Here is a 23387-nt window from a genome sequence, read left to right on the forward strand (position 1 = left end):
CGCGACTCGGGGTTTCCCGAGCTTCCTAGCTACGAAAGAGAAAAGCGCGAAATTCAGCCTTAATCAAGCGGCTCAGGCGGCCTGCCGAAGCTCCAGCTCGAGCCGACCCCAGATCTCGGTCAGCGCGTCGGTCAGCTCGTCGAGCATCGCCTCGCTATGGGTCGGGCCGGGGGTAAAGCGCAGCCGCTCGGTCCCGCGCGGGACGGTGGGGTAGTTGATCGGCTGAACGTAGAAGCCATACTCGGCGAGCAGGATGTCGCTGATCCGCTTGGCCTTGACCGGGCAGCCGACCAGCAGCGGCACGATGTGGGTGACGCTCGGCATGACCGGCAGCCCCGCATCGGCAAGCTTGGCCTTGAGCGCCGCCGCCGAGGCCTGCTGACCGCGCCGCTCCTCGTCCGAAACCTTGAGGTGGCGGATCGAGGCGAGCGCGCCGGCGGCGAGCACCGGCGAAAGCGAGGTGGTGAAGATGAACCCCGGCGCATAGCTGCGGATGCAGTCGACGATGTTCTGGTCGGCGGCGATATAGCCACCCATCACGCCGAACGCCTTGCCGAGCGTACCCTCGATGATGGTCAGCCGCTGCGCGACCTCGTCCCGCTCGGAGATGCCGCCGCCGCGGGAGCCGTACATGCCGACGGCATGGACCTCGTCGAGGTAGGTCAACGCATGATAGCGGTCGGCGAGGTCGCAAATCTCCGCGATCGGCGCGATGTCGCCGTCCATCGAATAGACGCTCTCGAACGCGATCAGCTTGGGGGTCGCGGGGTCCTCGGCCGCCAGCAGCTCCTCGAGATGCTCGAGGTCGTTGTGGCGGAACACCCGCTTCTCGCAGCCGGAGTTCTTGATCCCGGCGATCATCGAGGCGTGGTTCAGTTCGTCCGAGAAGATGACGCAGCCGGGGAGGAGCTTGCCGAGCGTGGACAGCGCAGCCTCGTTCGAGACGTAGCCGCTGGTGAACAGCAGCGCGGCCTGCTTGCCATGAAGATCGGCGAGCTCGGCCTCGAGCTCGACATGATAATGGGTGTTGCCGCCGATGTTGCGGGTGCCGCCGGACCCGGCGCCGACTGTGTGCAGCGCCTCTTCCATCGCCGCGATCACGGCGGGGTGCTGGCCCATGCCGAGGTAATCGTTGGAGCACCAGACGGTGATTGGCTTGGGGCCATTGCCGCCGAAGCAGTGCGCGTTGGGGAACTGCCCGCGCGTGCGCAGGATGTCGATGAAGACGCGGTAGCGTCCCTCGTCGTGCAGCCGGTCGATCGCGGCCTTGAAGATGCGGTTGTAGTCCACCTGTGTCGCTCTCTCCGGCGCCCTTACTTCGGAGCAGGCCCTTTTGCCAATGAACTTATAGACGGAGGATCTGGGAAAGCCCGTAGTCCCTTAGTGCATTCCCAAGCGCCTGGACGGGTGAATGGCCGGTGAAGACGGCGACTCCGGGCGGCGCATCGTCGGGCCAGGGCTGCCCGCGGGTGAGATGGGCGATGCGCCGGGCGATCCCGGGGCCGCCATCGACGAAGTCAACGCCGGGCAGAGCAGCGGCGAGCTCGGCTCCCAGCAGCGGGAAGTGGGTGCAGGCGAGGACCACCGTGTCGAGGTTCGCCCCGGCGGCCGCCTGGAGCGGAGCGACCGCGGCAGCGATCTCCGCCGGGTCGACCTGCTTGCCGGCCAGCTTGGCTTCCGCCAGCCGGACCAGTTCGGGCGAGCCGTGGCGAACGATCCGGCAGTCGGTGGCGAACCGCTCGGCGAGGTCGTCGACATAGGGCTGGCGGACGGTCGCCTCGGTTCCGAGCACGGCGATGACCCGGCTCCGCGACCGCTCGGCGGCGGGCTTGATCGCGGGGACGGTGCCGACGACCGGAATGTCGAGCGCGGCGCGAACATGCTCGAGCGCGATGGTCGAAGCGGTGTTGCAGGCGATGACGGCGAGGCGCGGGTGGAAGCGTTCGACGAGGCGGCCGAGCAGGGCGGGAACACGCGCGGCGAGCTCGGCCTCCGACTTGGTGCCGTAGGGAAAGCCGGCGCTGTCTGCGGCGTAGACGATCGGCGCGGCCGGCAGCAGCGCGCGGGTGGGGGCAAGGACCGACAGGCCGCCCACGCCGGAATCGAAGAAGAGAAGCGGGGCGTTGGGGTCGGTCATGGCGGACGCGTGTAGCCGGGCCGGGGAGCGAGCAGAAGGTCCCGCTGGCATCGACGCTTCCCTCGTGAAAACACGGGGTGGGGCTTGCCGCATCCGGCGGCGATTGCACGGGAGCGGCAGTTTTCCTAACCAGCCGTCCATGACGGTGAGTGCGCTGCTTCCTTTCGCCATCGGCTATCTGCTGGGCGCGATCCCCTTCGGGCTGATCCTCACCGCGCTGGCGGGCAAGGGCGACATCCGTGCCATCGGCTCGGGCAACATCGGCGCCACCAACGTGCTTCGGACGGGATCGAAGGGGCTGGCGGCAGCGACACTGATCCTCGATGTCCTGAAGGGCGCGGCGGCGGTTCTTGTCGCACAGCGCTACTTTCCGGGGTACGAGATTGCGGCGGCGGCCGGCGCGCTGGTCGGCCATCTCTATTCGATGTGGCTCCGGTTCCAGGGCGGAAAGGGCGTTGCGACGCTGCTCGGGATCCTTATCCCGCTCCTACCGCTCGCCGCCATCGTCTACGCCGTGGTGTGGCTCGGGCTGCTGGTGACGCTCCGGATCAGCTCGGTCGCGGGCATGAGCGCCGCGGTGAGCGCCCCGATCGTCGCCTTGGTGACCGGCCGGATGGACCTTGTCCCGGCGCTCGCCGTGTTCGCCCTGCTGGTGATCTACAAGCATCGCGAGAATATCGCCCGGCTTCGCAACGGGACCGAGCCGCGCGTGGGGCGGAGCCGGGCGTGACGAGCGACCTCGTCGCCCGGCTGCGGCTGATCCGCACCCCGGGCGTCGGGCCGGTCACCGCGCGCCAGCTGCTCGCCCGCTTCGGCAGCCCCGAGCGCGCGATCGAGGCGCTGCCGGATCTTGCCAGGCGCGGCGGCGGTCGACCGGTGTTGGTGGCGAGCGCCGCACAGGCCGAACGCGAGCTAGGCGCCGTCGAGACGTTTGGTGGACGCTGGCTGGTGCTCGGGCAGGGGCTCTATCCGCGGCCGCTGGCGGAGCAGGAGGACGCGCCGCCGCTGCTCATCGCCCGCGGCAATCTCAACCTCATGGACCGGCCGCTGATCGCGATCGTCGGCGCCCGCAACGCCAGCGCGGCGGCGTGTCGCTTCGCCCGGGGGCTGGCGCACGAGCTGGGGCGCGAGGGAGCGACGGTGGTCTCGGGGCTGGCGCGCGGGATCGACACGGCGGCGCACGACGGGGCATTCGAGACCGGCACGGTCGGCGTGGTCGCGGGCGGGCTCGACGTCTTCTACCCGCCCGAGAACGAGGAACGGCAGCGCGCCATGTTCGAGAACGGTCTGGTGCTGGCCGAAATGCCGCTCGGGACCGAGCCGAGGGCGCGCCACTTTCCCTACCGCAATCGGATCATCGCCGGGATGAGTCTCGGCACCGTGGTGGTGGAGGCGGCGCCGCGCTCCGGCTCACTGATCACCGCGCGGATGGCGGCCGAGGCGGGGCGGGAGGTGATGGCGGTGCCGGGCTCGCCGCTCGATCCGCGCGCGCAGGGCTGCAACCAGCTGATCCGCGACGGCGCCACGCTGGTGCAGAATGCCCGCGACGTGCTGGAAAGCGTGCGCGGAATCGGCGGCATGGTCCGCTCGCCGGCGGACCGGTTCGACCACCGCCCCGAACCGCCGGCAGAGCCCGACGATGCCGACCGCCGCACCGTCGAGGAACTGCTCGGCCCCTCGCCGGTGCCGGTCGACGAGATCGTCCGGCAGAGCGGGCTGGCTCCGGGGGCAGTGCAGCTCGTCCTGCTCGAGCTGGATCTCGCCGGGCGCCTCGACCGGCACGCAGGCGGGAAGGTGAGTCTTGCCGGCTGACTCACCCTTCGCCCGGCGCATGTTCCGCGGCGCCGCGATCTACGGGTTGGTCGTGCTCCTGCCGATGTACGCGATGGTGCCGGCGGTCTCGCCCGAAACCTACCTGGGGTTCGTCGGCTGCGCGCTCGTGTTTCAGGCAGTCTTCTGGATCATCGGCGGCGATCCCCGGCGTTACCGGGCGCTGATGCTCCCGGCCGTCGCGGAGAAGCTGGTCTTCTCGGTTCCGGCGCTGGCGCTGGTCGCGATCGGCCGGGCCGCTCCGGTGATTGGCCTGTTCGCCGCGGTCGACCTGCTGCTTGGCGCAGGATTTCTCCTGGCACGCCAGCGAACCCCTTGACGCTGCCGAGCGGCGCTCCCGACAATCGCGCGTACGTACGTATAGGGAATGTGACGCTTGAAACTGGTTGTCGTCGAGTCGCCCGCCAAGGCGAAGACTATCGAGAAATATCTGGGACCCGGCCACCGCGTGCTGGCGAGCTACGGCCATATCCGCGACCTGCCGCCCAAGGACGGGTCGGTGAACCCCGACGAGGGCTTCGCGATGGACTGGGAGACCTACCCGGACAAGGCGAAGCAATTGAAGGCCATCGCCGACGAGGCGAAGAAGGCGGACGCGCTGATCCTCGCCACCGACCCTGACCGCGAGGGTGAGGCGATCAGCTGGCACGTCCAGGAGGTGCTGAAGAAGCGCAAGACGCTGCCCAAGCAGGTCGAGCGGGTGACCTTCAACGCGATCACCAAGTCGGCGGTGACCGAGGCGATGGGCAAGCCCAGACAGCTCGATGAGGACCTGATCGACGCCTACAAGGCGCGCCGCGCGCTCGACTATCTGGTCGGCTTCACCTTGTCGCCGATCCTCTGGCGAAAGCTCCCGGGCGCCAAGTCGGCGGGGCGGGTTCAGTCGGTCGCGCTCCGGCTGATCGTCGACCGCGAGCGCGAGATCGAGATTTTCAAGCCCCAGGAATACTGGACGGTCACGGCGCAGTTCGAGAAGGATGGCCAAGGCTTCACCGCCCGGCTGGCGCAGCTCGACGGCAGGAAGATCGACCGGCTGACGATCGGCGACCGGGGTTCTGCCGATGCCGCCAAGGCGGCGGTAGAGGCGGGGCGGTTCAGCGTCTCGAATGTCGAGACCAAGCCGATCGGCCGCAACCCGCCGCCCCCCTTCACCACCTCCACCCTGCAGCAGGAAGCGGCGCGCAAGCTCGGCTTCGCGGCGAGCCACACGATGCGGATCGCGCAGCAGCTCTACGAGGACGGGCTGATCACCTACATGCGGACCGACGGCGTGCAGATGGCCGACGAGGCGATCAGCGCGGCACGCAAGGCGGTCGCGAGCCGCTACGATGCCGGCTACCTGCCCGACAAGCCGCGCCATTATTCGACCAAGGCCAAGAATGCGCAGGAGGCCCACGAGGCGATCCGGCCGACCGACTTCTCGCGGGCCAAGGCGGGGTCAGGCGACCATGCCCGCTTGTACGAGCTGGTCTACAACCGCGCGCTGGCGAGCCAGATGGCGAGCGCCCGGCTCGAGCGGACGACGGTCGAGCTGAGCGACGGCGCTGGTCGCGCGGTGCTTCGGGCAACGGGCCAGGTGGTGCTCTTCCCCGGCTTCATGGCGCTCTATGAGGAAGGTCGCGACGAGAAGGACGACGAGGACGGCGGGCGGATGCCGCTGCTCCGCTCGGGCGACGCGCCGGCCAAGACAGGGGTCGAGGCGGTCCAGAGCTTCACCCAGCCGCTGCCGCGCTATTCCGAGGCGAGCCTGGTCAAGCGGCTGGAGGAGCTCGGCATCGGGCGCCCGTCGACCTATGCGGCGACTCTGCAGACGCTGAAGGACCGGGAATATGTCCGGCTCGAAAAGAACCGCTTCATCCCGGAGGAGAGCGGCCGGCTGGTTACCGCCTTCCTCGAACGCTTCTTCGAGCGCTACGTCAGCTACGACTACACCGCCGAGCTCGAAGAAGAGCTCGACGACGTGTCGGGCGGGCGGCTCGACTGGCAGAAGCTGCTCGAGGCCTTCTGGCGCGACTTCAAGCCCAAGGCGGGTGAGGTGATGGAGCAGAAGCCGTCGGAAGTGACGGCCGCGCTCGACGAGTTCCTCGCGCCCTGGCTGTTCCTCGACAAGGGCGACGGGTCGGACCCGCGCGCCTGCCCGATATGCGGCAACGGCCGGCTCGGCCTTCGCGGCGGCAAATTCGGCGCGTTCGTTGCCTGCTCCAACTATCCCGACTGCAAATATACGCGGAAGTTCGGGCAGGGCGGCGAGGACGCGGCTGCGGACACGGGGCCGCAGGAACTCGGCAACGGCATCTTGCTTAAGAGCGGGCGGTTCGGTCCCTATGTCGAGCAGGGCGAAAAGCGGGCGTCGATCCCCAAGGACGTGCCGCTGGCGGACCTTACGACCGAGTGGGCGGAGAAGCTGTTGTCGCTCCCGCGCGAGATCGGACCGCATCCGGAGACGGGCGAAACGATCAGCGCGTCGATTGGGCGCTACGGCCCCTATCTCGTCCATCAGGGCAAATATGCCCGGCTGGCGAGCACCGCCGAGGTATTCGAGACAGGCATGAACGCGGCGGTGGTGAAGCTCGCCGAGGCGGCGGCCGGCGGCGGCAAGGGCCGAGGCGCGAGCCGCGAGCCGCTGGCGGTGCTCGGCGCGCATCCGGAAACGGGCAAGGAGCTCAAGGTGATGGAGGGTCGGTTCGGCCCCTATGTCACCGACGGAACCACGCATGCGACCTTGCCGAAGACGGCTGATCCCAAAGCGGTGACGCTAGACGAGGCAGTGGCGCTGGTCGATGCGAAGGCGGCGAAGGGTCCGGTCAAGGGCAAGCGCAAGGCACCGGCCAAGAAGAAGGCGGCGGCGAAGAAGAAGTAACTCTTCTCGTCGTCAGCGCTGCGAGCCACACGCCCGGCAGCCCGGGTCCTTGCGCAGGGTCATCGCGCGCCAGTCACCGGTAAGTCCGTCGAACAGGTGGAGCTTGCCGGCGGGATCCTCGCCCACCCCGGCGAGCGTGCGGATCGCGAGCAGTGCGGCGAAGTTGCCCACCGTACCGGTGAGTGCGCCGAGCACGCCGAGTTCCGCGCAGCTGTCGCAATCGTCCGCATCGAACGCATCGCCGACGAAGCAGCGATAGCAGGGCTGGTCCGGCTCGTGCCCGCGCCAGAGGCCGACCTGACCCTGAAATTGGGCGGCCGCGGCGGAGAGCAGGGGGATGCCGAGCCCCACCGCGGAGTCGCTGACCGCCAGCCGGGTCATGAAATTGTCGGTACCGTCGAGGATGACGTCGTGGCCGGCCAGCAGCTCGGCGGCGTTGGCGGTGTCGATCCGCTGCTCGCAGGCTGTGATCGTGACGAACGGGTTTAGCGCTTCGACGAACGCGGCGGCGAGCGGCGCCTTGGGTTGGTCGACCTGGTCGCTGCGGTAGAGGGACTGGCGCTGGAGGTTGGACAGGCTGACCATATCGCCGTCGATGATCGTCAGCCGGCCCACGCCCGCGCCGGCCAGCGCGGGGATGACCGCCGACCCGATCCCGCCCGCGCCGACCGCGCAGACGCTCGCCGCCTTCAGCCGCGACTGACCTGCGCCGCCAAACTCGCGTAAAACGATCTGGCGCGCATAGCGGTCGAGTTCCTCGTCGGTGAAGGTCAGCGCCCGGTGCTCCCGAACCCGCCCTCGCCGCGGTGCGTGTCGTCGAGATCGGCGACCTCGGCGAAGCGCGCCTGGGTGACCGCGGCGGGAACCAGCTGGGCAATCCGCTCGCCACGGCGGACCGGGAAGGTCTCGGCGCCGTGATTGATCATGATTACCTTGAGCTCGCCCCGATAGTCGCTGTCGATCGTGCCCGGCGTGTTGGGGACGGTGACGCCATGCTTGAGCGCGAGGCCCGAGCGGGGGCGGACCTGCACCTCATAGCCTTCCGGGATGGCAAGGCGAAAGCCGGTCGCGACCGCATGACGCTGCCCGGGCGCCAGGTCGATGTCTTCCGCCGCGACCACGTCCATGCCGGCCGCGCCGGGGGTGGTGTAGGCGGGCAGGGGTAGGCCTTCGCCATGCGGCAGGCGGCAAAGCTGGATGTCGATCATGGCTGCCGTCGCTAGCCAAGCGGGAGAAGGGGGGCAACGGGGTTGCGATGCGGCGGAAGCACCCGCATGAGCGGCGCCATGGAGAATGGAATGAAACTGGGGCGCCTCAACCATGTCGGGGTCGCCACTCCGTCGATCGAGCGGAGCGTCGAGCGGTACCGCAGCCTGTTCGGCGCCGAGCCGCACGGGTCGGCGTTCGACCTGCCCGAGCAGGGCGTGAAGGTGTGCTTCGTCGACGCGCCGAACATGCAGGTGGAGCTGATCGAGCCACTCGGGCCGGAGTCGCCGATTGCGCGCTTCCTCGAGAAAAACCCCGAGGGCGGCCAGCATCATGTCTGCTTCGAGGTGGACGACATCGCGGCGGCGCGCCGCTGGTTCGAGGAGAAGGGCGCGCGCATCCTCGGCCCGACCCGCATCGGCGCGCACGGCACCCCGATCTTCTTCCTCCACCCGAAGGACATTGGCGGCGTGCTGACCGAGATCATGGAGTCGCCCAAGGCGGCGCATTGAGCTAGGCGCATAGGTATGACCATCGAGACGAACAGCGGCGAGGACAGCGGCGCTGCGCCCAAGCCGCGCGACCTGCCCGAGCCGTCCACTGCCCCGTCGCCCGAGGCCTGGCAGGCGCTGGCCGCCAGGGAGGTGAAGGGACGCGACCTCATCTGGCACACGCCGGAAGGCATCGACGTCAAGCCGCTCTACACGAGCGCGGACGTGGAAGGCTGGGACCCGGGCCTACCCGGCTTTGCACCGTTCACCCGCGGCGTGCGCGCGTCGATGTACGCCGGGCGGCCGTGGACCATCCGGCAATATGCGGGCTTCTCCACGGCGGAGGAAAGCAACGCCTTCTACCGCCGGAACCTGGCAGCGGGGCAGAAGGGGCTCTCCGTCGCCTTCGATCTCGCTACCCACCGCGGCTACGACAGCGACCATCCGCGCGTGACCGGCGACGTCGGCAAGGCGGGGGTGGCGATCGACACGATCGACGACATGAAAATCCTGTTCGACGGCATCCCGCTCGACGAGATGAGCGTCTCGATGACGATGAACGGCGCGGTGATCCCGATCCTCGCCTTCTTCATCGTCGCGGGCGAGGAGCAGGGCGTTCCTCAGGCGAAGCTCGACGGGACCATCCAGAACGACATCCTCAAGGAGTTCATGGTCCGCAACACCTACATCTATCCGCCCGACGCCTCGATGCGGATCGTCTCGGACATCATCGCCTACACGTCCGAGCACATGCCCAAGTTCAACTCGATCTCGATCTCCGGCTACCACATGCAGGAGGCGGGGGCGACGCAGGTGCAGGAGCTCGCCTTCACCATCGCGGACGGCAAGGAATATGCTAGGGCGGCGATCGCGTCGGGGCTCGACATCGACCGGTTCGCCGGTCGCCTGAGCTTCTTCTTCGCCATCGGCATGAACTTCTTCATGGAAGTGGCTAAGCTGCGCGCAGCGCGCACCCTGTGGCACCGGGTGATGAGCGAGCTCGGCGCCAAGGACGAGCGGTCGAAGATGCTTCGCACGCACTGCCAGACCAGCGGTGTTTCGCTGACCGAGCAGGACCCCTACAACAATGTCATCCGCACGACGATCGAGGCGATGGCGGCGATGCTCGGCGGGACCCAGAGCCTGCACACCAACGCGCTCGACGAGGCGATCGCGCTGCCGACGGACTTCTCCGCCCGCATCGCTCGCAACACGCAGATCGTGCTGCAGGAAGAGACCGGGATGACCAAGGTCGTCGATCCCCTGGGCGGCTCCTACTATGTCGAGGCGCTGACCAAGGATCTGGTCGATCGCGCGTGGGAGATCATCGAGCGGGTTGATGCCGAGGGCGGGATGGCGAACGCCGTCGGCGCCGGCTGGCCCAAGGCGATGATCGAGGAAGCCAGCGCGGCGCGTGCGGCGCGGGTCGACCGCGGCGAGGACGTGATCGTCGGGGTCAACAAGTACCGGCTCGCCGACTCCGACGAGATCGACATCCTCGAAGTCGACAACCACGCGGTTCGCGAGGCGCAGATCGCGCGCATCGAGCGGGTCCGTGCGGGCCGCGACGGGGCGGCGTGCCGGGCGGCGCTGGATGCGCTGCGAGAAGGCGCGGGGGGCAGCGCGAACCTGCTCGCGCTCGCCGTCGAGGCGGCGCGGCAGCGCGCCACGCTCGGCGAGATCTCGAGCGCGATGGAGGCGGCGTTCGGGCGCTACGACACGGTCCCGACACCCGTCGCCGGAGTTTATGGCAGCGCCTATGGCAACGACACGCGCTGGTCGGCGCTGACCGACGGCGTGTCGGCGATCGAGCGGCGCAAGGGCCGCAAGCCCCGCCTGTTTGTCGCCAAAATGGGTCAGGACGGCCATGATCGGGGTGCCAACCTCGTCAGCTCGGCCTTTGGCGACATGGGCTTCGAGGTGGTTGCCGGCCCCTTGTTCCAGACGCCCGCCGAAGCGGCCGAGACCGCGATCAAGGCGGACGTCGACGTGGTCGGCGCGTCGAGCCTCGCGGCCGGCCACAAAACGCTCATCCCCGAGCTGATCCAGCATTTGCGCGACGCGGGCCGGAGCGACATCAAGGTCGTCGCCGGCGGCGTCATCCCCGCGCAGGATTACCAGTTCCTCCGCGAGGCGGGTGTGCAGGGCATTTTCGGGCCCGGCACCAACCTCATCGACGCAGCGGGCGAGGTGCTCCAGCTGCTCGGCCATAACATGCCGCCGGTGGACGAGGCGGCGGAGTGAAGCGATCGTTGGCGATTTGGGCGATCGTTTACTCCCTTGGGTCAGCGGTATTGTGGTGGCTCGTCGGTCAACTGATGCCGATTGCCGTGCCAATGATGATGAATGACCATCCTGCGCTTCTCCGAGTGAGCCTGATTCTGCTTGCTCTGGTTGTTCTGTACGCGGTCGCTTCGATTGCATTTTTCCGCGCCTTGGCGCGCACTATGGAGCGTTGATGTTCTCCAAAATCCTCATCGCCAATCGCGGCGAAATCGCTTGCCGGGTGATCAAGACGGCGCGGCGCATGGGCATCAAGACGGTGGCGGTCTATTCCGACGCCGATGCGCGGGCGCCGTTCGTGAAGATGGCGGACGAGAGCGTTCGGCTCGGGCCGGCGCCGGCGTCTGAAAGCTATTTGAAGGCGGAGCTGATCATCGACGCCTGCAAGGCGACGGGCGCCGAGGCGGTGCACCCGGGCTATGGCTTCCTGTCCGAGCGGACCAGCTTTGCCGAGGCGCTCGCCGCCAACGGCATCGCCTTCATCGGCCCCCCGGCGAACGCGATCGCGGCGATGGGCGACAAGATCGAGTCCAAGAAGCTCGCCATGCAGGCGGGCGTCAACGTCGTCCCCGGGTTCGTCGGCGAGATCGAGGACACCGAGCTTGCGGTGCGGATCTCGAACGAGATCGGCTATCCGGTGATGATGAAGGCGTCGGCGGGCGGCGGCGGCAAGGGGATGCGGCTGGCCTATACCGAGAAGGACGTCCGCGAGGGGTTCGAGAGCGTCAAGCGCGAGGGGCTGAACAGCTTCGGCGACGACCGCGTCTTCATCGAGAAGTTCATCCTCGACCCGCGCCACATCGAGATCCAGATCCTCGGCGACCAGCAAGGGAATATCCTTTACCTCAACGAGCGCGAGTGCTCGATCCAGCGGCGCCACCAGAAGGTCGTCGAAGAGGCGCCGTCGCCGTTCGTCACCCCCGCCATGCGCAAGGCGATGGGCGAGCAGTGCGTCGCGCTGGCCCGAGCGGTCGCCTATTACAGCGCGGGCACGGTCGAGCTGATCGTGTCGGGCGCCGACCCGACGGGCGAGAGTTTCTACTTCTTGGAGATGAACACACGGCTCCAGGTCGAGCATCCGGTGACCGAGGCGATCACCGGGATCGACCTCGTCGAGCAGATGATCCGCGTCGCGGCGGGCGAGGCGCTGCCGTTCACGCAGGACGACATCAAGATCGACGGCTGGTCGATCGAGAACCGGGTCTATGCCGAGGACCCGTATCGCGGCTTCTTGCCCTCGACCGGGCGGCTGACCCGCTATCGCCCGCCGGTGAAGGGCTGGACCGACGACGGCGCCGAGAACGGCCGCCGCGGCGTGGCCGGGGTGCGCGTCGACGACGGCGTCTATGAGGGCGGCGAAGTCTCGATGTTCTACGATCCCATGATCGCCAAGCTGGTGACCTGGGGGAGGACCCGCGACGAGGCGGCGGACCGCCAGGTCGCGGCCTTGGACGCGTTCGAGATCGAGGGGCTCGGACACAACGTCGACTTCGTCTCGGCGATCATGCAGCACCCGCGCTTCCGCTCGGGCGAGCTGACCACCGGCTTCATCGCCGAGGAATATCCGGACGGCTTCCACGGCGCGCCGCTGGACGAGCAGCTGACGGGCGACCTGGCCGCCATCGCCGCGCTGATCGCCACCGCGCACGAGGTCCGGGCGGGGCAGGTCGACGGGCAGTTGGGCGGCCCGCTGACGCTCCGCCATGAGCATGTCGTGCGATTGGACGGTGGGGTCGAGCACCGGGTCCGCTTCAACATCGACCGGGTCAGCGTCGACGGCGGGCGCGAGGAGCAGCTCGACTGCGACTATATCCCCGGGCAGCGGCTGATCGAGGCGCGCATCGGCGACCGCACGCGGATCGTCAAGGTCGCGCGCGACAAGGCCAACTGGAAGCTCACGACCCGCGGCGCGCAGCACCGCGCGATCGTCCTTCCGCCGCACGTCGCCGAGCTGGCCCGGCACATGATCGAGAAGGTGCCGCCGGACCTGTCGAAGTTCCTGCTGGCGCCCATGCCCGGGTTGCTGACCCGGCTCGACGTGCAGGTCGGCGAGAAAGTGGAGGCCGGCCAGCCGATCGCGGTGATGGAGGCGATGAAGATGGAAAACATCCTTCGCGCCGAGAAGACGGGGACCGTCAAGGCGACCCCCGCCAGCGCCGGCGACAGCATGGCCGTCGACCAGGTGATCGTCGAGTTCGAGTAGCCTAGCGCAGCGCCTCGGCGACTCGCGCGACGAGGCGGCGCCCGACTTCTTCCTTCGGGAGGTGATCCCATTCCTCGTCGCCCCCGGCAGTGACGAGGTGGACCTGGTTGGTGCCGCCGCCCATCACGTCGCCCGACACGTCGTTGGCGACGATCCAGTCGGCGCCCTTCGCGTTTCGCTTGGCCTCGGCCTGGGCGAGCAGGTCCCCAGTCTCGGCCGCAAAGCCGACCAGCAGGCGCGGACGGAGTGGGTGGCGACCGAGCGTCGCCAGGATGTCGGGATTGGGCGCGAACTCGAGCCGTGGCGGACCGGCGCTCTTCTTCAGCTTGGTCGGTGAGGGCGCCACCTTCCAGTCGGCGACTGCGGCGACGAGGATCGCTGCGTCGGCCGGCAGGGCGGCATCGGCCGCAGCGAGCATCTGCTCGGCGGTCTCGACGTCGATGCGTGTCACCCCGCCGGGGGTCGGCAGGGACACCGGACCGGCCACCAGCGTGACCCGCGCGCCGGCCTGCGCGGCGGCGGCGGCGATCGCGAAGCCCTGCTTCCCCGAGGAGCGGTTGGCGATCACGCGCACGGGGTCGATCGGCTCGTGGGTGGGTCCCGCGGTGACGAGGATGTGCTTTCCGGCGAGCGGTCCCGCGGCTGGCTGTGGCACCAGCCCTTCGCCCGGCGCGGCTCCGGCCTGGAACTCGGGATGACCCGGCAGCGCCGGCGCTTCGAGCGGGAGCTGCGCCAGGATCGCTGCCGGCTCGGGCAAGCGCCCCGGCCCGTATTCGCCGCACGCCATCTCGCCCTCGTCCGGCTCGATCACCATGATCCCGCGCCCGCGCAGCGTGGCGACATTGGCCTGCGTCGCCGCGTGCTGCCACATGCGGACGTTCATCGCCGGGGCGGCGACCACCGGTTTGTCGGTCGCGAGGAGGAGGGTCGTGGCAAGGTCGTCGGCGATCCCCGCCGCCATCTTCGCCAGAAGGTCGGCCGTAGCCGGGCAGACGAGCACGAGATCGGCCGCCCGGCTGAGCTGGATGTGCCCCATCTCGGTCTCGTCCTTGAGGTCCCACAAGGAGGTATAGACCGGGCTCTCCGCCAGCGCGGCGAGGGTCATTGGGGTAACGAAATGGGCTCCCCCGGCGGTCAGCACCGGAGTCACGCTGTTGCCGGCCCTGCGAGCGAGCCGGATCAGCTCGCTGGCCTTGTAGGCGGCGATGCCGCCGCCGACGATGAGCAGGATGCGCGCCATGACGCGGAGGTGACTAGCGGGCGGCGCCGGTACTGGAAAGAGCGGCAGGCGCTTCCTAGGTCCGGCGGCCCTCGCAGGAGAATGACGGATGGCCGACGCCGACTACGTACCCCCGAAGGTCTGGACCTGGAATCAGCCAAGCGGTGGGCAGTTCGCCAGCATCAACCGGCCGGTCGCCGGGCAGACCCATGACAAGGACCTCTCGGTCGGCGAGCACCCGTTCCAGCTCTACTCGCTGGCGACGCCCAACGGGCAGAAGGTGACGATCCTGTTCGAGGAGTTGCTGGCAGCCGGCTTCGACCAGGCAGAGTATGACGCCTGGCTGATCAACATTCGTGATGGGGAGCAGTTCTCGAGCGGGTTCGTCGAGGCCAATCCGAACAGCAAGATACCGGTGCTGGTGGATCGATCCGGCGACGAGCCGGTGCGGGTGTTCGAGAGCGGCGCCATTCTTCTCTACCTCGCCGAGAAGTTCGCCGCCTTCCTGCCGGCAACCGGTCCCCGGCGGGCGGAGACGCTCAGCTGGCTGATGTGGCAGATGGGCTCCGCGCCCTTCCTCGGAGGCGGGTTCGGGCACTTCTTCGCCTACGCGCCGGTCAAGATCCAATACGCCATCGACCGCTACGCGATGGAGGCCAAGCGCCAGCTCGACGTCCTCGACCGGCAGCTCCGCGATCATGAGTATGTCGCGGGAGCGGAGTACAGCATCGCCGACATGGCGATCTGGCCCTGGTACGGGCAGGTCGCGCTGGGCAGGACCTACGAGGGTGCCGACACGTTCCTGTCGGTCCACGAATATGAGCATGTGCTGCGCTGGGCGAAGCAAATCGCGGATCGGCCGGCGGTGCGGCGCGGCCGGATCGTCAACCGGATCACGGGCGAGGGAGCGCAGCTGCGCGAGAGGCACAGCGCGGCGGATGTGGACAGCGCACTGCAGGAAGCTGCGGCACTCTCCTAGGATCCCTCCGTTTCGGACTCATTTACCTTTCGCGGCTAATCGGAGGTCTCCTTGTCGTCTGCGTGCCGCCAAGCCGAATCAGCCGGACACGAAAAATGACTCTGATCAGAAAGCCGCGGCCCGAGCCGCGCCTGAAGCGTGTCAGACTGGAGATGCCCGGAAACATCGTCCGCGGTGACGGGACCGCTTACATCGCGACGGTCCGCGACCTGTCCAGCAGCGGGTTCCGTATCGAGACGGATGCCCGCCTCGAACCGGGCGAATATATTGATCTGCAGGTAGGCCGGGAACGCGCATCGGCGCAGATCCGCTGGGTAATGGGCTTCGAGGCCGGCGGTCAGTTCGACAAGCCCGTCAACTTGACGGACTAGAAGAGCAGAGCCCCGGCCACGGTGCCGATCGCGCCGGCGAGAAGTGCGACCAGGAGCAGGCGCCACGCCGACTGCGGCTGCAGCACTTCCACCTCGGCCAGGGGCGGCGGCGGCGGCGCGGCCCCTGGCTTGGGGAAGTAGGCGTCGATCCGGTCGATGAGGTCGGGCAGCTTGCGCAGCGAGCGCGAGGTGGCGATGAGCCGGTCGGCGACATAGGCTTCGGGCCCCAACTCGCTGCGCATCCATTCACGCAGGAAGGGCTCGGCGGTTTCCCACATGTTGATGTCGGGATCGAGCGCGGTCGCCACGCCCTCGTTCATCACCATCGTCTTCTGCAATAGAAGCAGGTGCGGCTGGGTCTGCATGTCGAAGTCGCGGGTGATGGAGAAGAGTCCCTCGAGCATCCTTCCGACGCTGATCGACTTGACCGGAAGCCCGCGCATCGGTTCGCCAACGGCGCGGAGCGCGGTCGCAAACTCGTCGACATTGTGGTGCGAGGGGACGTACTGGGCTTCGAAGTGGATTTCGGCGACCCGGCGGTAATTGCCCGTGATCAGCCCATAGAGGATCTCGGCCAGCCACATCCGTGCCTGGCGGTTGATCCGGCCCATGATCCCGAAGTCGATCGCGGCAATCCGCCCGTCGCGCAGCGCGAAGAGATTGCCCTGGTGGAGGTCGGCATGAAAGAAGCCATCGACCACCGCCTGGCGAAGGAAGCCGCGAACGAGCGTGGCGGCGAGCTGCCTGACGTCATGTCCTTCCGCGATGAGCCGCTCGCGATTGGAGAGCTTGGTGCCGTCGAGCCACTCCAGGGTCATCACCCGGCGGGCGGTCCGCCGCCAGTCGATCTCGGGAATGTGGAAGCCGGGCTCGGCGACCATGTTCTCGGCGAGCTCCGAGGCGGAGGCCGCCTCGCGCTGGAGGTCGAGTTCGCGGTTCACCCACTGCCGGAAATAGGCGACGACCAGCCGCGGGCGGAGGCGGAGCGCCTCGTCGCCGCCATGGATTTCGACGTGCGCGGCGGCCCATTCGTAGGTTTCAAGGGCGCGGGCGAACTCCTCCTCGATCCCCGGGCGGAGCACCTTCACCGCGACGTCCTTGCCGTCGGTGGTCAGCGCGCGGTGGACCTGGGCGATCGAGGCGGCGCCGACCGGCTCCTCGTCGAACCGCGTGTAGAGGCTCTCCAGCGGCGCATCGAGCGCACTCTCGACCTGACGGCGGATCGCCGCAAACGGGGCGGGTGGGAGCGAGTCCTGCAGCTGGAGCAGGTTCTCGGCGGCCTCCGCTCCGACAAGGTCGGGGCGGGTGGCGAGCGCTTGGCCGAGCTTGATCGCCGCCGGCCCGATCGCCTTCATCGCGGCGGCGTAATCGGGACGCTCCGGCACCCGGGTGCCGATCTGCGCCACCTGGATCAGCCGGCGGACCGGAGTGGGGGTGAGCGGGTCGCGCTCGATGCCCCGCAACGCGCCGTGGCGGGCAAGAGTCCGCCCCCATTTCAGCAGCCGCCAGAGATGGGTGACCGCGGTGGTCAAATCTTCCACCCGCTCCAGATGCAGACCAGCCCGCCGAGCAACGGTTCGACGGCGGCCCGGACGAACCCCGCCTCGCCGATCATCTCGCGAAACCGCTCGGGCCGCGGGAAGCGGCGGATCGACTCGACGAGATATTGGTAGCTGTCGCGGTCGCCGGCCACCGCTTCGCCGACCCGCGGGATGACCTTGCTGGCATAGAGCTCATAGGCCTCGCCGAACCCCGGCCAATCGCTGGTTGAGAATTCGAGCACGAAGATGCGGCCGCCGCGGCGAAGCACCCGATGCGCCTCGCGAAGCGCGGCCGGAATGTCGGTCACGTTCCGGATCCCGAACGCGATGGTGTAGGCGTCGAAGCTCGCGTCGGCGAAGCTCAGCGTCTCGGCATTCTCGACCTGCCAGAGAAGATTGTCGATCCCGCGCTTCTCGGCCCGCTGCTGCCCGACTCCGAGCATGTCGGGGTTGATGTCGCTGACGGTGACCAGCGCACCCTTGGCGGCCATGCGGAAGGCGATGTCGCCAGTGCCGCCGGCCATGTCGAGGATCTGCTCGCCGCTGCGGGGCTTCACCCGGCGGACGAAGCGATCCTTCCACAGCCGGTGCATGCCACCCGACATGAGATCGTTCATGAGGTCGTAGCGCCGCGCGACCGAGGTGAACACCGCGCCGACCTTGCGGGTCTTTTCCTCGGGCGTGACCAGCTGGTCGCCGAAATTGACTTGGGGCTGCTCCATGGCTGGCGGCTCTAGCGGCGTCCGCCGCGGCTTGCCATAGCAAGGCCATGCCGGAGCTGCCCGAAGTCGAGACCACCGTGCGAGGACTGTCCCGCGTGCTGCAGGGGCGCCGGCTGACCCGGGTCGAGGCGCGGCGCGAGGACTTGCGACGTGCGTTCCCGCCCGACCTCCGGCAGCGTCTCACCGGAGCGCGGGTAACGGGGCTGCGGCGGCGGGCAAAGTACGGCCTGATCGACACCGACCGCGGCGACACGATGATCTTTCATCTCGGCATGTCGGGGCGATGGCGGATCGCCCCGAGAGAGCTCGAGACGCACGACCATCTGCTGCTGGCAACGGACGAGGGGCTGGACCTGGCGCTCAACGATCCGCGACGGTTCGGCTCCGTCGACCTGATGGCGACCGAGGAGGTGCCCGCCTGGCCGCCCTTCGTGGCGCTCGGCCCGGAACCCTTCGATCTCACCCCCGGGGAGTTGAAGCGCCGGCTTGACGGCCGAATTGCCTCGATCAAGCTGATGCTGCTCGACCAGGGGATCGTCGCGGGGCTCGGCAACATCTATGTTTGCGAGGCGCTGTTCCGCGCAGGGATCAGCCCGCTGCGCAAGGCCGGCAGCGTGTCGCTGGAGCGACTCCGCAGGCTGGTGCCCGCGATCAAGGCGGTGCTGGAGGAAGCGATCGCAGCTGGAGGATCGACCCTCCGCGACTATGCCCAGCCGGACGGCGAACTCGGCTATTTTTCCAAGCGGTTCGACGTGTACGATCGGGAGGGGCAGCCTTGTCCATGCGGGGGTACGGTCAAGCGGATCGTTCAGGGCGGGCGCTCGACCTGGTACTGCCCGCGCTGCCAGCGCTGAGGCTTGACCTTCGCCGCGCCCGTGCGTAGGGGAGCGCCGGACCGGTGCGAGCCCTGAGCCCGCGCCGCTTTTTCATTGCACCGCAGAACATTCGGGGATTTTTCGATGGCGAACACGCCGCAAGCCAAGAAGCGCATCCGTCGCAACGCCCGGCGCGCCGAGATCAACCACAGCCGCATTGGTCGGATCCGGACCTTCATCAAGGCCGTCGAGTCGGCGCTCGCTTCTGGCGACAAGGGTGCTGCCACCGACGCGCTGAAGAAGGCGCAGCCGGAACTGGCGCGCGGCGTGGCGCGCGGCGTGCTGCACAAGAACACGGCTTCGCGAAAGTTCTCGCGCCTGACCAAGCGCTTGTCGCAGATGGCCTGACGGTTCACCGTCCCGAGCTGAAACATAGGGCCGCCGGAGCAATCCGGCGGCCCTTTTGTTTCGGCGCCGTAAAAAGTCCAATCTTTCCCGCGATTCGCGGCCGATCCTCGCTCTACAAAGCGATAAAAACGTGAGAAAACATGGGGTTCGACGGCTTTCTCTGACAGTTGAGGTGTCAAGCCGGATTATTTCAGTCCGGTGAAAAAGATGGCTTGATGCAGCCCGGCCGACCTCGCACAAATGGCGGCTCCGGCAGTGATTCCACTGGGGGGACACAGTCCAGGAACGGCTTCTGACGGGCGACTCGCGGTCGCCCGTGTGCGTTGCCGCGTGCCGGAAGCAGTTGTTGTACGAGAGAGTTCGGGAGGCGATTTGCAGTGATGGGGGAGTGCGGATCGACGGCACCGGCCACCGACCAGGGGAGCATTGCCGCCCCGCTGGTCGCCGCGTGGGAGAATATCCGCGGGGGCCTGCGCCGTGACCTCGGCGTACGGACCTTCGACGGTTGGTTGAAGCCGGCCGAGCTCGGTGGCTTCGATCCGGAGTCCGGCTGCCTCGAGATCAGCATGCCCAGCCAGTTCATGGCCGATTGGGTCCGCTCCCACTTCGGCGACCGGCTCGAGCTGGCGTGGAAGACGACTCTGCCGATCGTCCGCGAGATCCGGGTGGTCACCTGCGACGGCGGGCCGCGCCCCGCGCCGCTGCTCATCCTCGAGGAAGAGCCGGAGCCGGTGGCCGTCAGCCCCGCCGCGGTCGCGGGCGCCAAGGCGAGTGCCGACGGCTATCCGCCGCCCAATTTTGATCCACGCTACAGCTTTCCCAACTTCGTCGTCGGCAAGGCGAACGAGGTCGCCTTCACCGCTGCGCGCACCTTGGCCGAGAGCGACAAGGTGGGGTTCAATCCGCTGTTCATCCATGGCGGCACCGGGCGCGGCAAGACGCACCTGCTGCACGCGATCGGCCAGACCTTCCTCGCCCGCAATCCGGGAGCGCGGGTGGTCTCGATGTCGGCCGAGAAGTTCATGGTCGAGTTCGTCCGCGCCATCCGCGAGAACGACACGATCGGCTTCAAGCATCGGCTGCGCTCGGCCGACCTGCTGCTGATCGACGACGTCCAGTTCATCGCCGGCAAGGAGTCGACGCAGGAAGAATTCTTCCACACGATGAACGAGATCATCACCGCCGGTCGGCGGCTGGCGATCACCTCGGACCGGGCGCCGCAGGACCTCGACGGTATCGCCCCGCGAATCCTGTCGCGCCTGAGCTGGGGGCTGGTCGCCGACGTCAACGCGGCCGATTACGAGCTGCGCTTCAACATCCTGCTGGCGAAGCTCGGCCAGCTGCCGGGCGTCACCATGCCGCAGCCGGTCATCGAGTTCCTGGCGCGGCGCCTGACCGGCTCGATCCGTGAGCTGGAGGGCGCGCTCAACCGCATCGCCGCCTATGCGATGATGACCGGGCGTGCGGTCGACATGGCGTTCGTCGAGGAGGTGCTGGCCAACGTGCTGCGCGCCAACCAGCGGCGGATCACGATCGAGGAGATCCAGACCAAGGTCGCCGAGCACTACAACATTCGCAAGGCGGAGATGACCTCGGCGCGCCGCGCGCGCGAGGTCGCCCGCCCGCGTCAGGTCGCGATGTACCTGTCCAAGCAGCTGACCCCCAAGTCGCTGCCGGACATCGGCCGCCGCTTCGGGGGGCGAGACCATACCACGGTGATCCACGCCGTTCGCCAGATCGAGAAGCTGCGCGCGAGCGATCCGGACATCGACGCCGCGGTGCGGATGCTGACCCGCCAACTCGAGGGTTGAGGGCGCCGGTCACGTCAGGCGAGACCACGAAAAAGCCCGCCGGATCGCTCCGGCGGGCTTTTTCATGTCAGGGCCGCTCGGTTCAGCGCGGACGGCGGCCGGGCGGTGGAACGGTGATGCGGACGGTTTCGCCGCTGCGGCCCGGGAAGCCGGTGAACATGGCCTGGACCAGGTTCGGGACGAGCACGGCGAGCTCGTCCGTGGTGGAGCGGGCCACCGCACGACCGTCGAACAGCGGCTGATTGGTCGTCCGGCTGCGGATCGCCATGTCGAGCTCCGAACGATATTCGATATAGCTCGTCACCCCGCGCCCGTACCAGAAGGGGTCGTTCCAGCCGTAGTAGAAGGGCGAGCGGAAGCCGCCATAGTAGCCGCCGAAGCGGCTGTAGAAGGGACGCCCGTAGAAGCCGCGGTAGAAGGGATCGTAGAAGGGATCCGGGAACGGATCGCTCTCGAGCCGCTGCGTGCCGCGGTCGACATGGTAGCCGACCTGGACGATCAGCTGCGCGGACTGCGGGTTGGCGGCCGGGGCGAACCCCTGGGCCGACAGGTTCTGGGCGACGAGCCCGGCATAGCGCTGGAACTCGAGCCCGTCGCGCGTGCCGCGGTCGGGCACCACGAAGAAGCTCTGACCGGCCGGGATCGGCAGGGCGTTGTAGCGGGTGACCTTGGCCGGGAGACCTTCGACACACCCGGAGAGACCGACGCCGGCGACCGATATCGCCAACGCGGCCGCGACTTTCTTGAAGCTAATCATGACGGAGCCTCGATGCGGAAAACGCTTGAACTTTCCGCATCATAGCACAGTTCCTTGTGAACCGTCGATGAAGCGAGCCGGCGCTGCGTCAGCCCGTCGTCAGAAATGCAGCCAAGACAAGGCGTAGGACAGCGCCACGAAGCCGGATTCGGCGATTACCGCGTCGACTACGATGCTGAGGACGGCCGCGACTCCGGCTGCAATGATCAGCATGCCGTCGCGATAGATGAGCGCGAGCCCGAACAGCGCGATCGCGGCGGCCGGGGCGATATGGAACAGGGGCACGGGGATCGCGGCGACCAGCGCCAGGAGGAAGCAGACGAGCCCCACGAGCCGAGTCGCCGAATGGCCCGAGAGACGCAGCAGGCGCGGGCGGAACAGCCGTTCGACCTTGCGTTCGAGCCAGCCCATCTTCTCGACCAGCCGGCCGATCTCATGCTTGGAGACCCCGCGACGGTTGAGCCAGCCGGGAAACCAGGGGGCGGCTCGCCCGACCACCATCTGGGCGGAGACGATCATCAGCGGGAGCGCGAAGAAGGCGCTGGTGCCCGGCGGCAGCGGCAGCATGTTGATTGCCGCAAACACCAGCAGGAGGCCGCCCCAGGCCCGCGCGTCGAGGCGGCGGGCCAGATCGGTGAAGGTCAGCCGGTCAGGCCCTTCGCTCGCGACGATTGCGGCCAGCTGCTCCGACAGGGCGAGCTCGGCGGTTTCGCCGGTGAGGTCTTCGTTGCTCATGCGTACGGGACTCAGAGGGTCAGCCCGACCGCGGCCTTGGCCCGGTCGAGGACGGGCGTTCCGATCGCGGCGGCGCGGGTCGCGCCGTCGGCGAGGATGCGGTCGAGTTCGGCGGGATCGCGGCGAAGCTCGCACAGCCGCTGCCTAAGCGGGGCGATCAATGCGATCAGCGCGTCGGCGAGCGCCGGCTTGAACGTGCCGAAGCCCTGACCGGCGAAGCGGGCGAGCACGGCCTCGCTGCTCTCGCCGGTAATCGCGGCGTAGATGCCGACGAGGTTTCGCGCCTCCGGCCGATCCGCGAGCAGCGCCGGGTCGTCGGGCAACGGCGCGGGATCGGTGCGGGCTTTACGGACTTTTTGGACGATGATCTCGTTTTCGTCGGTAAGATTGATCCGGCTCATGTCGGACGGATCGGACTTGGACATCTTGGCGGTGCCGTCGCGCAGGCTCATCACCCGCGCCGCGGTACCGCCGCCGATGAACGGCTCGGGCGCGATAAATAAGTCGGTCTGATAGTCGGTGTTGAACTTGATTGCGATGTCGCGGGTGAGCTCGATGTGCTGTTTCTGATCCTCGCCCACCGGCACATGAGTGGCGCGGTAGAGGAGGATGTCGGCGGCCTGAAGCACCGGATAGTCGAACAGCGCAACCGAGGCGGTCTCGCGGTTCTTGCCCGCCTTATCCTTCCACTGGGTCATGCGGTTGAGCCAGCCCATCCGTGCGGTCCCGTTGAGGATCCAGCAGAGTTCGGAATGCGCCGGCACTGCCGACTGGGCGAACAGGGTCGACTTCGCCGGGTCGATCCCGCTGGCGATCAGCGCCGCCGCCATCTCGCGAATGTTCGCGAGCCGGGTGGCCGGGTCCACGAAGTCGGACAGTGAATGAAGGTCGGCGAGGAAGAAGAGGCACTCGGCCTCGTCTTGCATCCGTACCCAGCGCAGGATGGCGCCGAGCAGATTGCCGAGGTGCAGCCCGCCCGTCGGCTGGATGCCGGAAAGGACGCGTCGTTCAGGGTTCAT

23 protein-coding genes are annotated in these 23387 nt (G+C 68.1%); 13 read left to right on the forward strand and 10 right to left on the reverse strand.

Features of this window, described 5'->3' with window-relative positions; all coding sequences use genetic code 11:
• Positions 1-72 precede the first annotated feature (72 nt).
• Positions 73-1290, reverse strand: coding sequence for a 5-aminolevulinate synthase (gene hemA, locus HMF7854_RS06565; protein WP_126718364.1), 1218 nt, complete (start codon positions 1288-1290; stop codon positions 73-75).
• Between the two features lie 55 nt (positions 1291-1345).
• A complete protein-coding gene (gene murI / locus HMF7854_RS06570) occupies positions 1346-2137 on the reverse strand; it encodes a glutamate racemase (RefSeq protein WP_126718365.1) in 792 nt (263 codons plus the stop codon).
• Between the two features lie 139 nt (positions 2138-2276).
• Here murI and plsY point away from each other — a divergent pair, with 139 nt between their 5' ends.
• From plsY to topA, 4 genes are read left to right on the forward strand one after another with little or no spacing between them, the layout of a single operon-like run.
• A complete protein-coding gene (gene plsY / locus HMF7854_RS06575; protein WP_126718366.1) occupies positions 2277-2867 on the forward strand; it encodes a glycerol-3-phosphate 1-O-acyltransferase PlsY in 591 nt (196 codons plus the stop codon).
• Positions 2864-3949: a DNA-processing protein DprA gene (dprA, locus tag HMF7854_RS06580; protein WP_126718367.1), complete on the forward strand. Its 1086-nt coding sequence runs from the start codon at positions 2864-2866 to the stop codon at positions 3947-3949. Before plsY ends, dprA begins: the two co-directional genes overlap by 4 nt.
• Before the next feature lie 19 nt (positions 3950-3968).
• Entirely contained in the window at positions 3969-4286 is a 318-nt protein-coding gene (locus tag HMF7854_RS06585) for a hypothetical protein (RefSeq protein ID WP_126718368.1), read from the forward strand.
• Between the two features lie 57 nt (positions 4287-4343).
• Positions 4344-6827, forward strand: a complete 2484-nt coding sequence (gene topA, locus HMF7854_RS06590; protein WP_126718369.1) for a type I DNA topoisomerase — start codon at positions 4344-4346, stop codon at positions 6825-6827.
• 12 nt (positions 6828-6839) lie between these two features.
• Here topA and HMF7854_RS06595 read toward each other — a convergent pair whose 3' ends face one another.
• The gene (locus HMF7854_RS06595) at positions 6840-7601 is read right to left on the reverse strand and encodes a HesA/MoeB/ThiF family protein (protein WP_126718370.1); all 762 of its coding nucleotides are present in this window, start codon (positions 7599-7601) and stop codon (positions 6840-6842) included.
• A complete protein-coding gene (gene dut / locus HMF7854_RS06600) occupies positions 7598-8035 on the reverse strand; it encodes a dUTP diphosphatase (protein ID WP_126718371.1) in 438 nt (145 codons plus the stop codon). The genes HMF7854_RS06595 and dut overlap by 4 nt, the downstream gene beginning before the upstream one ends.
• A gap of 90 nt (positions 8036-8125) precedes the next feature.
• Between dut and mce the strand changes: the two genes are divergently transcribed.
• From mce to HMF7854_RS06620, 4 genes are read left to right on the forward strand one after another with little or no spacing between them, the layout of a single operon-like run.
• Complete coding sequence (gene mce, locus HMF7854_RS06605; RefSeq protein ID WP_126718372.1) at positions 8126-8545, forward strand: methylmalonyl-CoA epimerase; 420 nt, start codon at positions 8126-8128, stop codon at positions 8543-8545.
• Between the two features lie 15 nt (positions 8546-8560).
• Entirely contained in the window at positions 8561-10768 is a 2208-nt protein-coding gene (gene scpA / locus HMF7854_RS06610; protein ID WP_126718373.1) for a methylmalonyl-CoA mutase, read from the forward strand.
• Positions 10765-10983: a hypothetical protein gene (locus HMF7854_RS06615; RefSeq protein WP_126718374.1), complete on the forward strand. Its 219-nt coding sequence runs from the start codon at positions 10765-10767 to the stop codon at positions 10981-10983. Before scpA ends, HMF7854_RS06615 begins: the two co-directional genes overlap by 4 nt.
• Entirely contained in the window at positions 10983-13010 is a 2028-nt protein-coding gene (locus HMF7854_RS06620) for an acetyl-CoA carboxylase biotin carboxylase subunit (RefSeq protein WP_126718375.1), read from the forward strand. The genes HMF7854_RS06615 and HMF7854_RS06620 overlap by 1 nt, the downstream gene beginning before the upstream one ends.
• 1 nt (position 13011) lies before the next feature.
• Here the strand turns inward: HMF7854_RS06620 and HMF7854_RS06625 are convergent, their stop codons facing one another.
• Positions 13012-14250: a bifunctional phosphopantothenoylcysteine decarboxylase/phosphopantothenate synthase gene (locus tag HMF7854_RS06625; protein ID WP_126718376.1), complete on the reverse strand. Its 1239-nt coding sequence runs from the start codon at positions 14248-14250 to the stop codon at positions 13012-13014.
• 88 nt (positions 14251-14338) lie between these two features.
• On the opposite strand from HMF7854_RS06625, the gene yghU reads away from it, so the two are divergent.
• Positions 14339-15208, forward strand: coding sequence for a glutathione-dependent disulfide-bond oxidoreductase (gene yghU / locus HMF7854_RS06630; protein WP_126718377.1), 870 nt, complete (start codon positions 14339-14341; stop codon positions 15206-15208).
• Between the two features lie 95 nt (positions 15209-15303).
• Positions 15304-15579, forward strand: coding sequence for a PilZ domain-containing protein (locus tag HMF7854_RS06635; protein WP_126718378.1), 276 nt, complete (start codon positions 15304-15306; stop codon positions 15577-15579).
• On the opposite strand, the gene ubiB is transcribed toward HMF7854_RS06635, so the two are convergent.
• Both ubiB and HMF7854_RS06645 read right to left on the reverse strand, forming a co-directional pair.
• Complete coding sequence (gene ubiB / locus HMF7854_RS06640; protein WP_126718379.1) at positions 15576-17111, reverse strand: 2-polyprenylphenol 6-hydroxylase; 1536 nt, start codon at positions 17109-17111, stop codon at positions 15576-15578. The genes HMF7854_RS06635 and ubiB overlap by 4 nt on opposite strands.
• A complete protein-coding gene (locus HMF7854_RS06645) occupies positions 17108-17842 on the reverse strand; it encodes a class I SAM-dependent methyltransferase (RefSeq protein ID WP_126718380.1) in 735 nt (244 codons plus the stop codon). The genes ubiB and HMF7854_RS06645 overlap by 4 nt, the downstream gene beginning before the upstream one ends.
• 47 nt (positions 17843-17889) lie before the next feature.
• Here HMF7854_RS06645 and mutM point away from each other — a divergent pair, with 47 nt between their 5' ends.
• From mutM to dnaA, 3 genes are all read left to right on the forward strand, one after another.
• Entirely contained in the window at positions 17890-18696 is an 807-nt protein-coding gene (gene mutM / locus HMF7854_RS06650) for a bifunctional DNA-formamidopyrimidine glycosylase/DNA-(apurinic or apyrimidinic site) lyase (RefSeq protein ID WP_126718381.1), read from the forward strand.
• A 105-nt stretch (positions 18697-18801) separates the two neighbouring features.
• Positions 18802-19065, forward strand: a complete 264-nt coding sequence (rpsT, locus tag HMF7854_RS06655; protein ID WP_126718382.1) for a 30S ribosomal protein S20 — start codon at positions 18802-18804, stop codon at positions 19063-19065.
• Positions 19066-19445: 380 nt separating this feature from the next.
• A complete protein-coding gene (dnaA, locus tag HMF7854_RS06660; protein WP_126720101.1) occupies positions 19446-20876 on the forward strand; it encodes a chromosomal replication initiator protein DnaA in 1431 nt (476 codons plus the stop codon).
• A gap of 82 nt (positions 20877-20958) precedes the next feature.
• Here the strand turns inward: dnaA and HMF7854_RS06665 are convergent, their stop codons facing one another.
• The 3 genes from HMF7854_RS06665 to trpS all read right to left on the reverse strand — a co-directional run bounded on the left by HMF7854_RS06665 (position 20959) and on the right by trpS (position 23387).
• Positions 20959-21633: a DUF4136 domain-containing protein gene (locus HMF7854_RS06665; RefSeq protein ID WP_126718383.1), complete on the reverse strand. Its 675-nt coding sequence runs from the start codon at positions 21631-21633 to the stop codon at positions 20959-20961.
• 99 nt (positions 21634-21732) lie between these two features.
• The gene (locus HMF7854_RS06670) at positions 21733-22368 is read right to left on the reverse strand and encodes an exopolysaccharide biosynthesis protein (RefSeq protein WP_126718384.1); all 636 of its coding nucleotides are present in this window, start codon (positions 22366-22368) and stop codon (positions 21733-21735) included.
• An 11-nt stretch (positions 22369-22379) separates the two neighbouring features.
• A complete protein-coding gene (trpS, locus tag HMF7854_RS06675) occupies positions 22380-23387 on the reverse strand; it encodes a tryptophan--tRNA ligase (protein ID WP_126718385.1) in 1008 nt (335 codons plus the stop codon).

This window comes from Sphingomonas ginkgonis (assembly GCF_003970925.1).
GTDB lineage: Bacteria > Pseudomonadota > Alphaproteobacteria > Sphingomonadales > Sphingomonadaceae > Sphingomicrobium > Sphingomicrobium ginkgonis.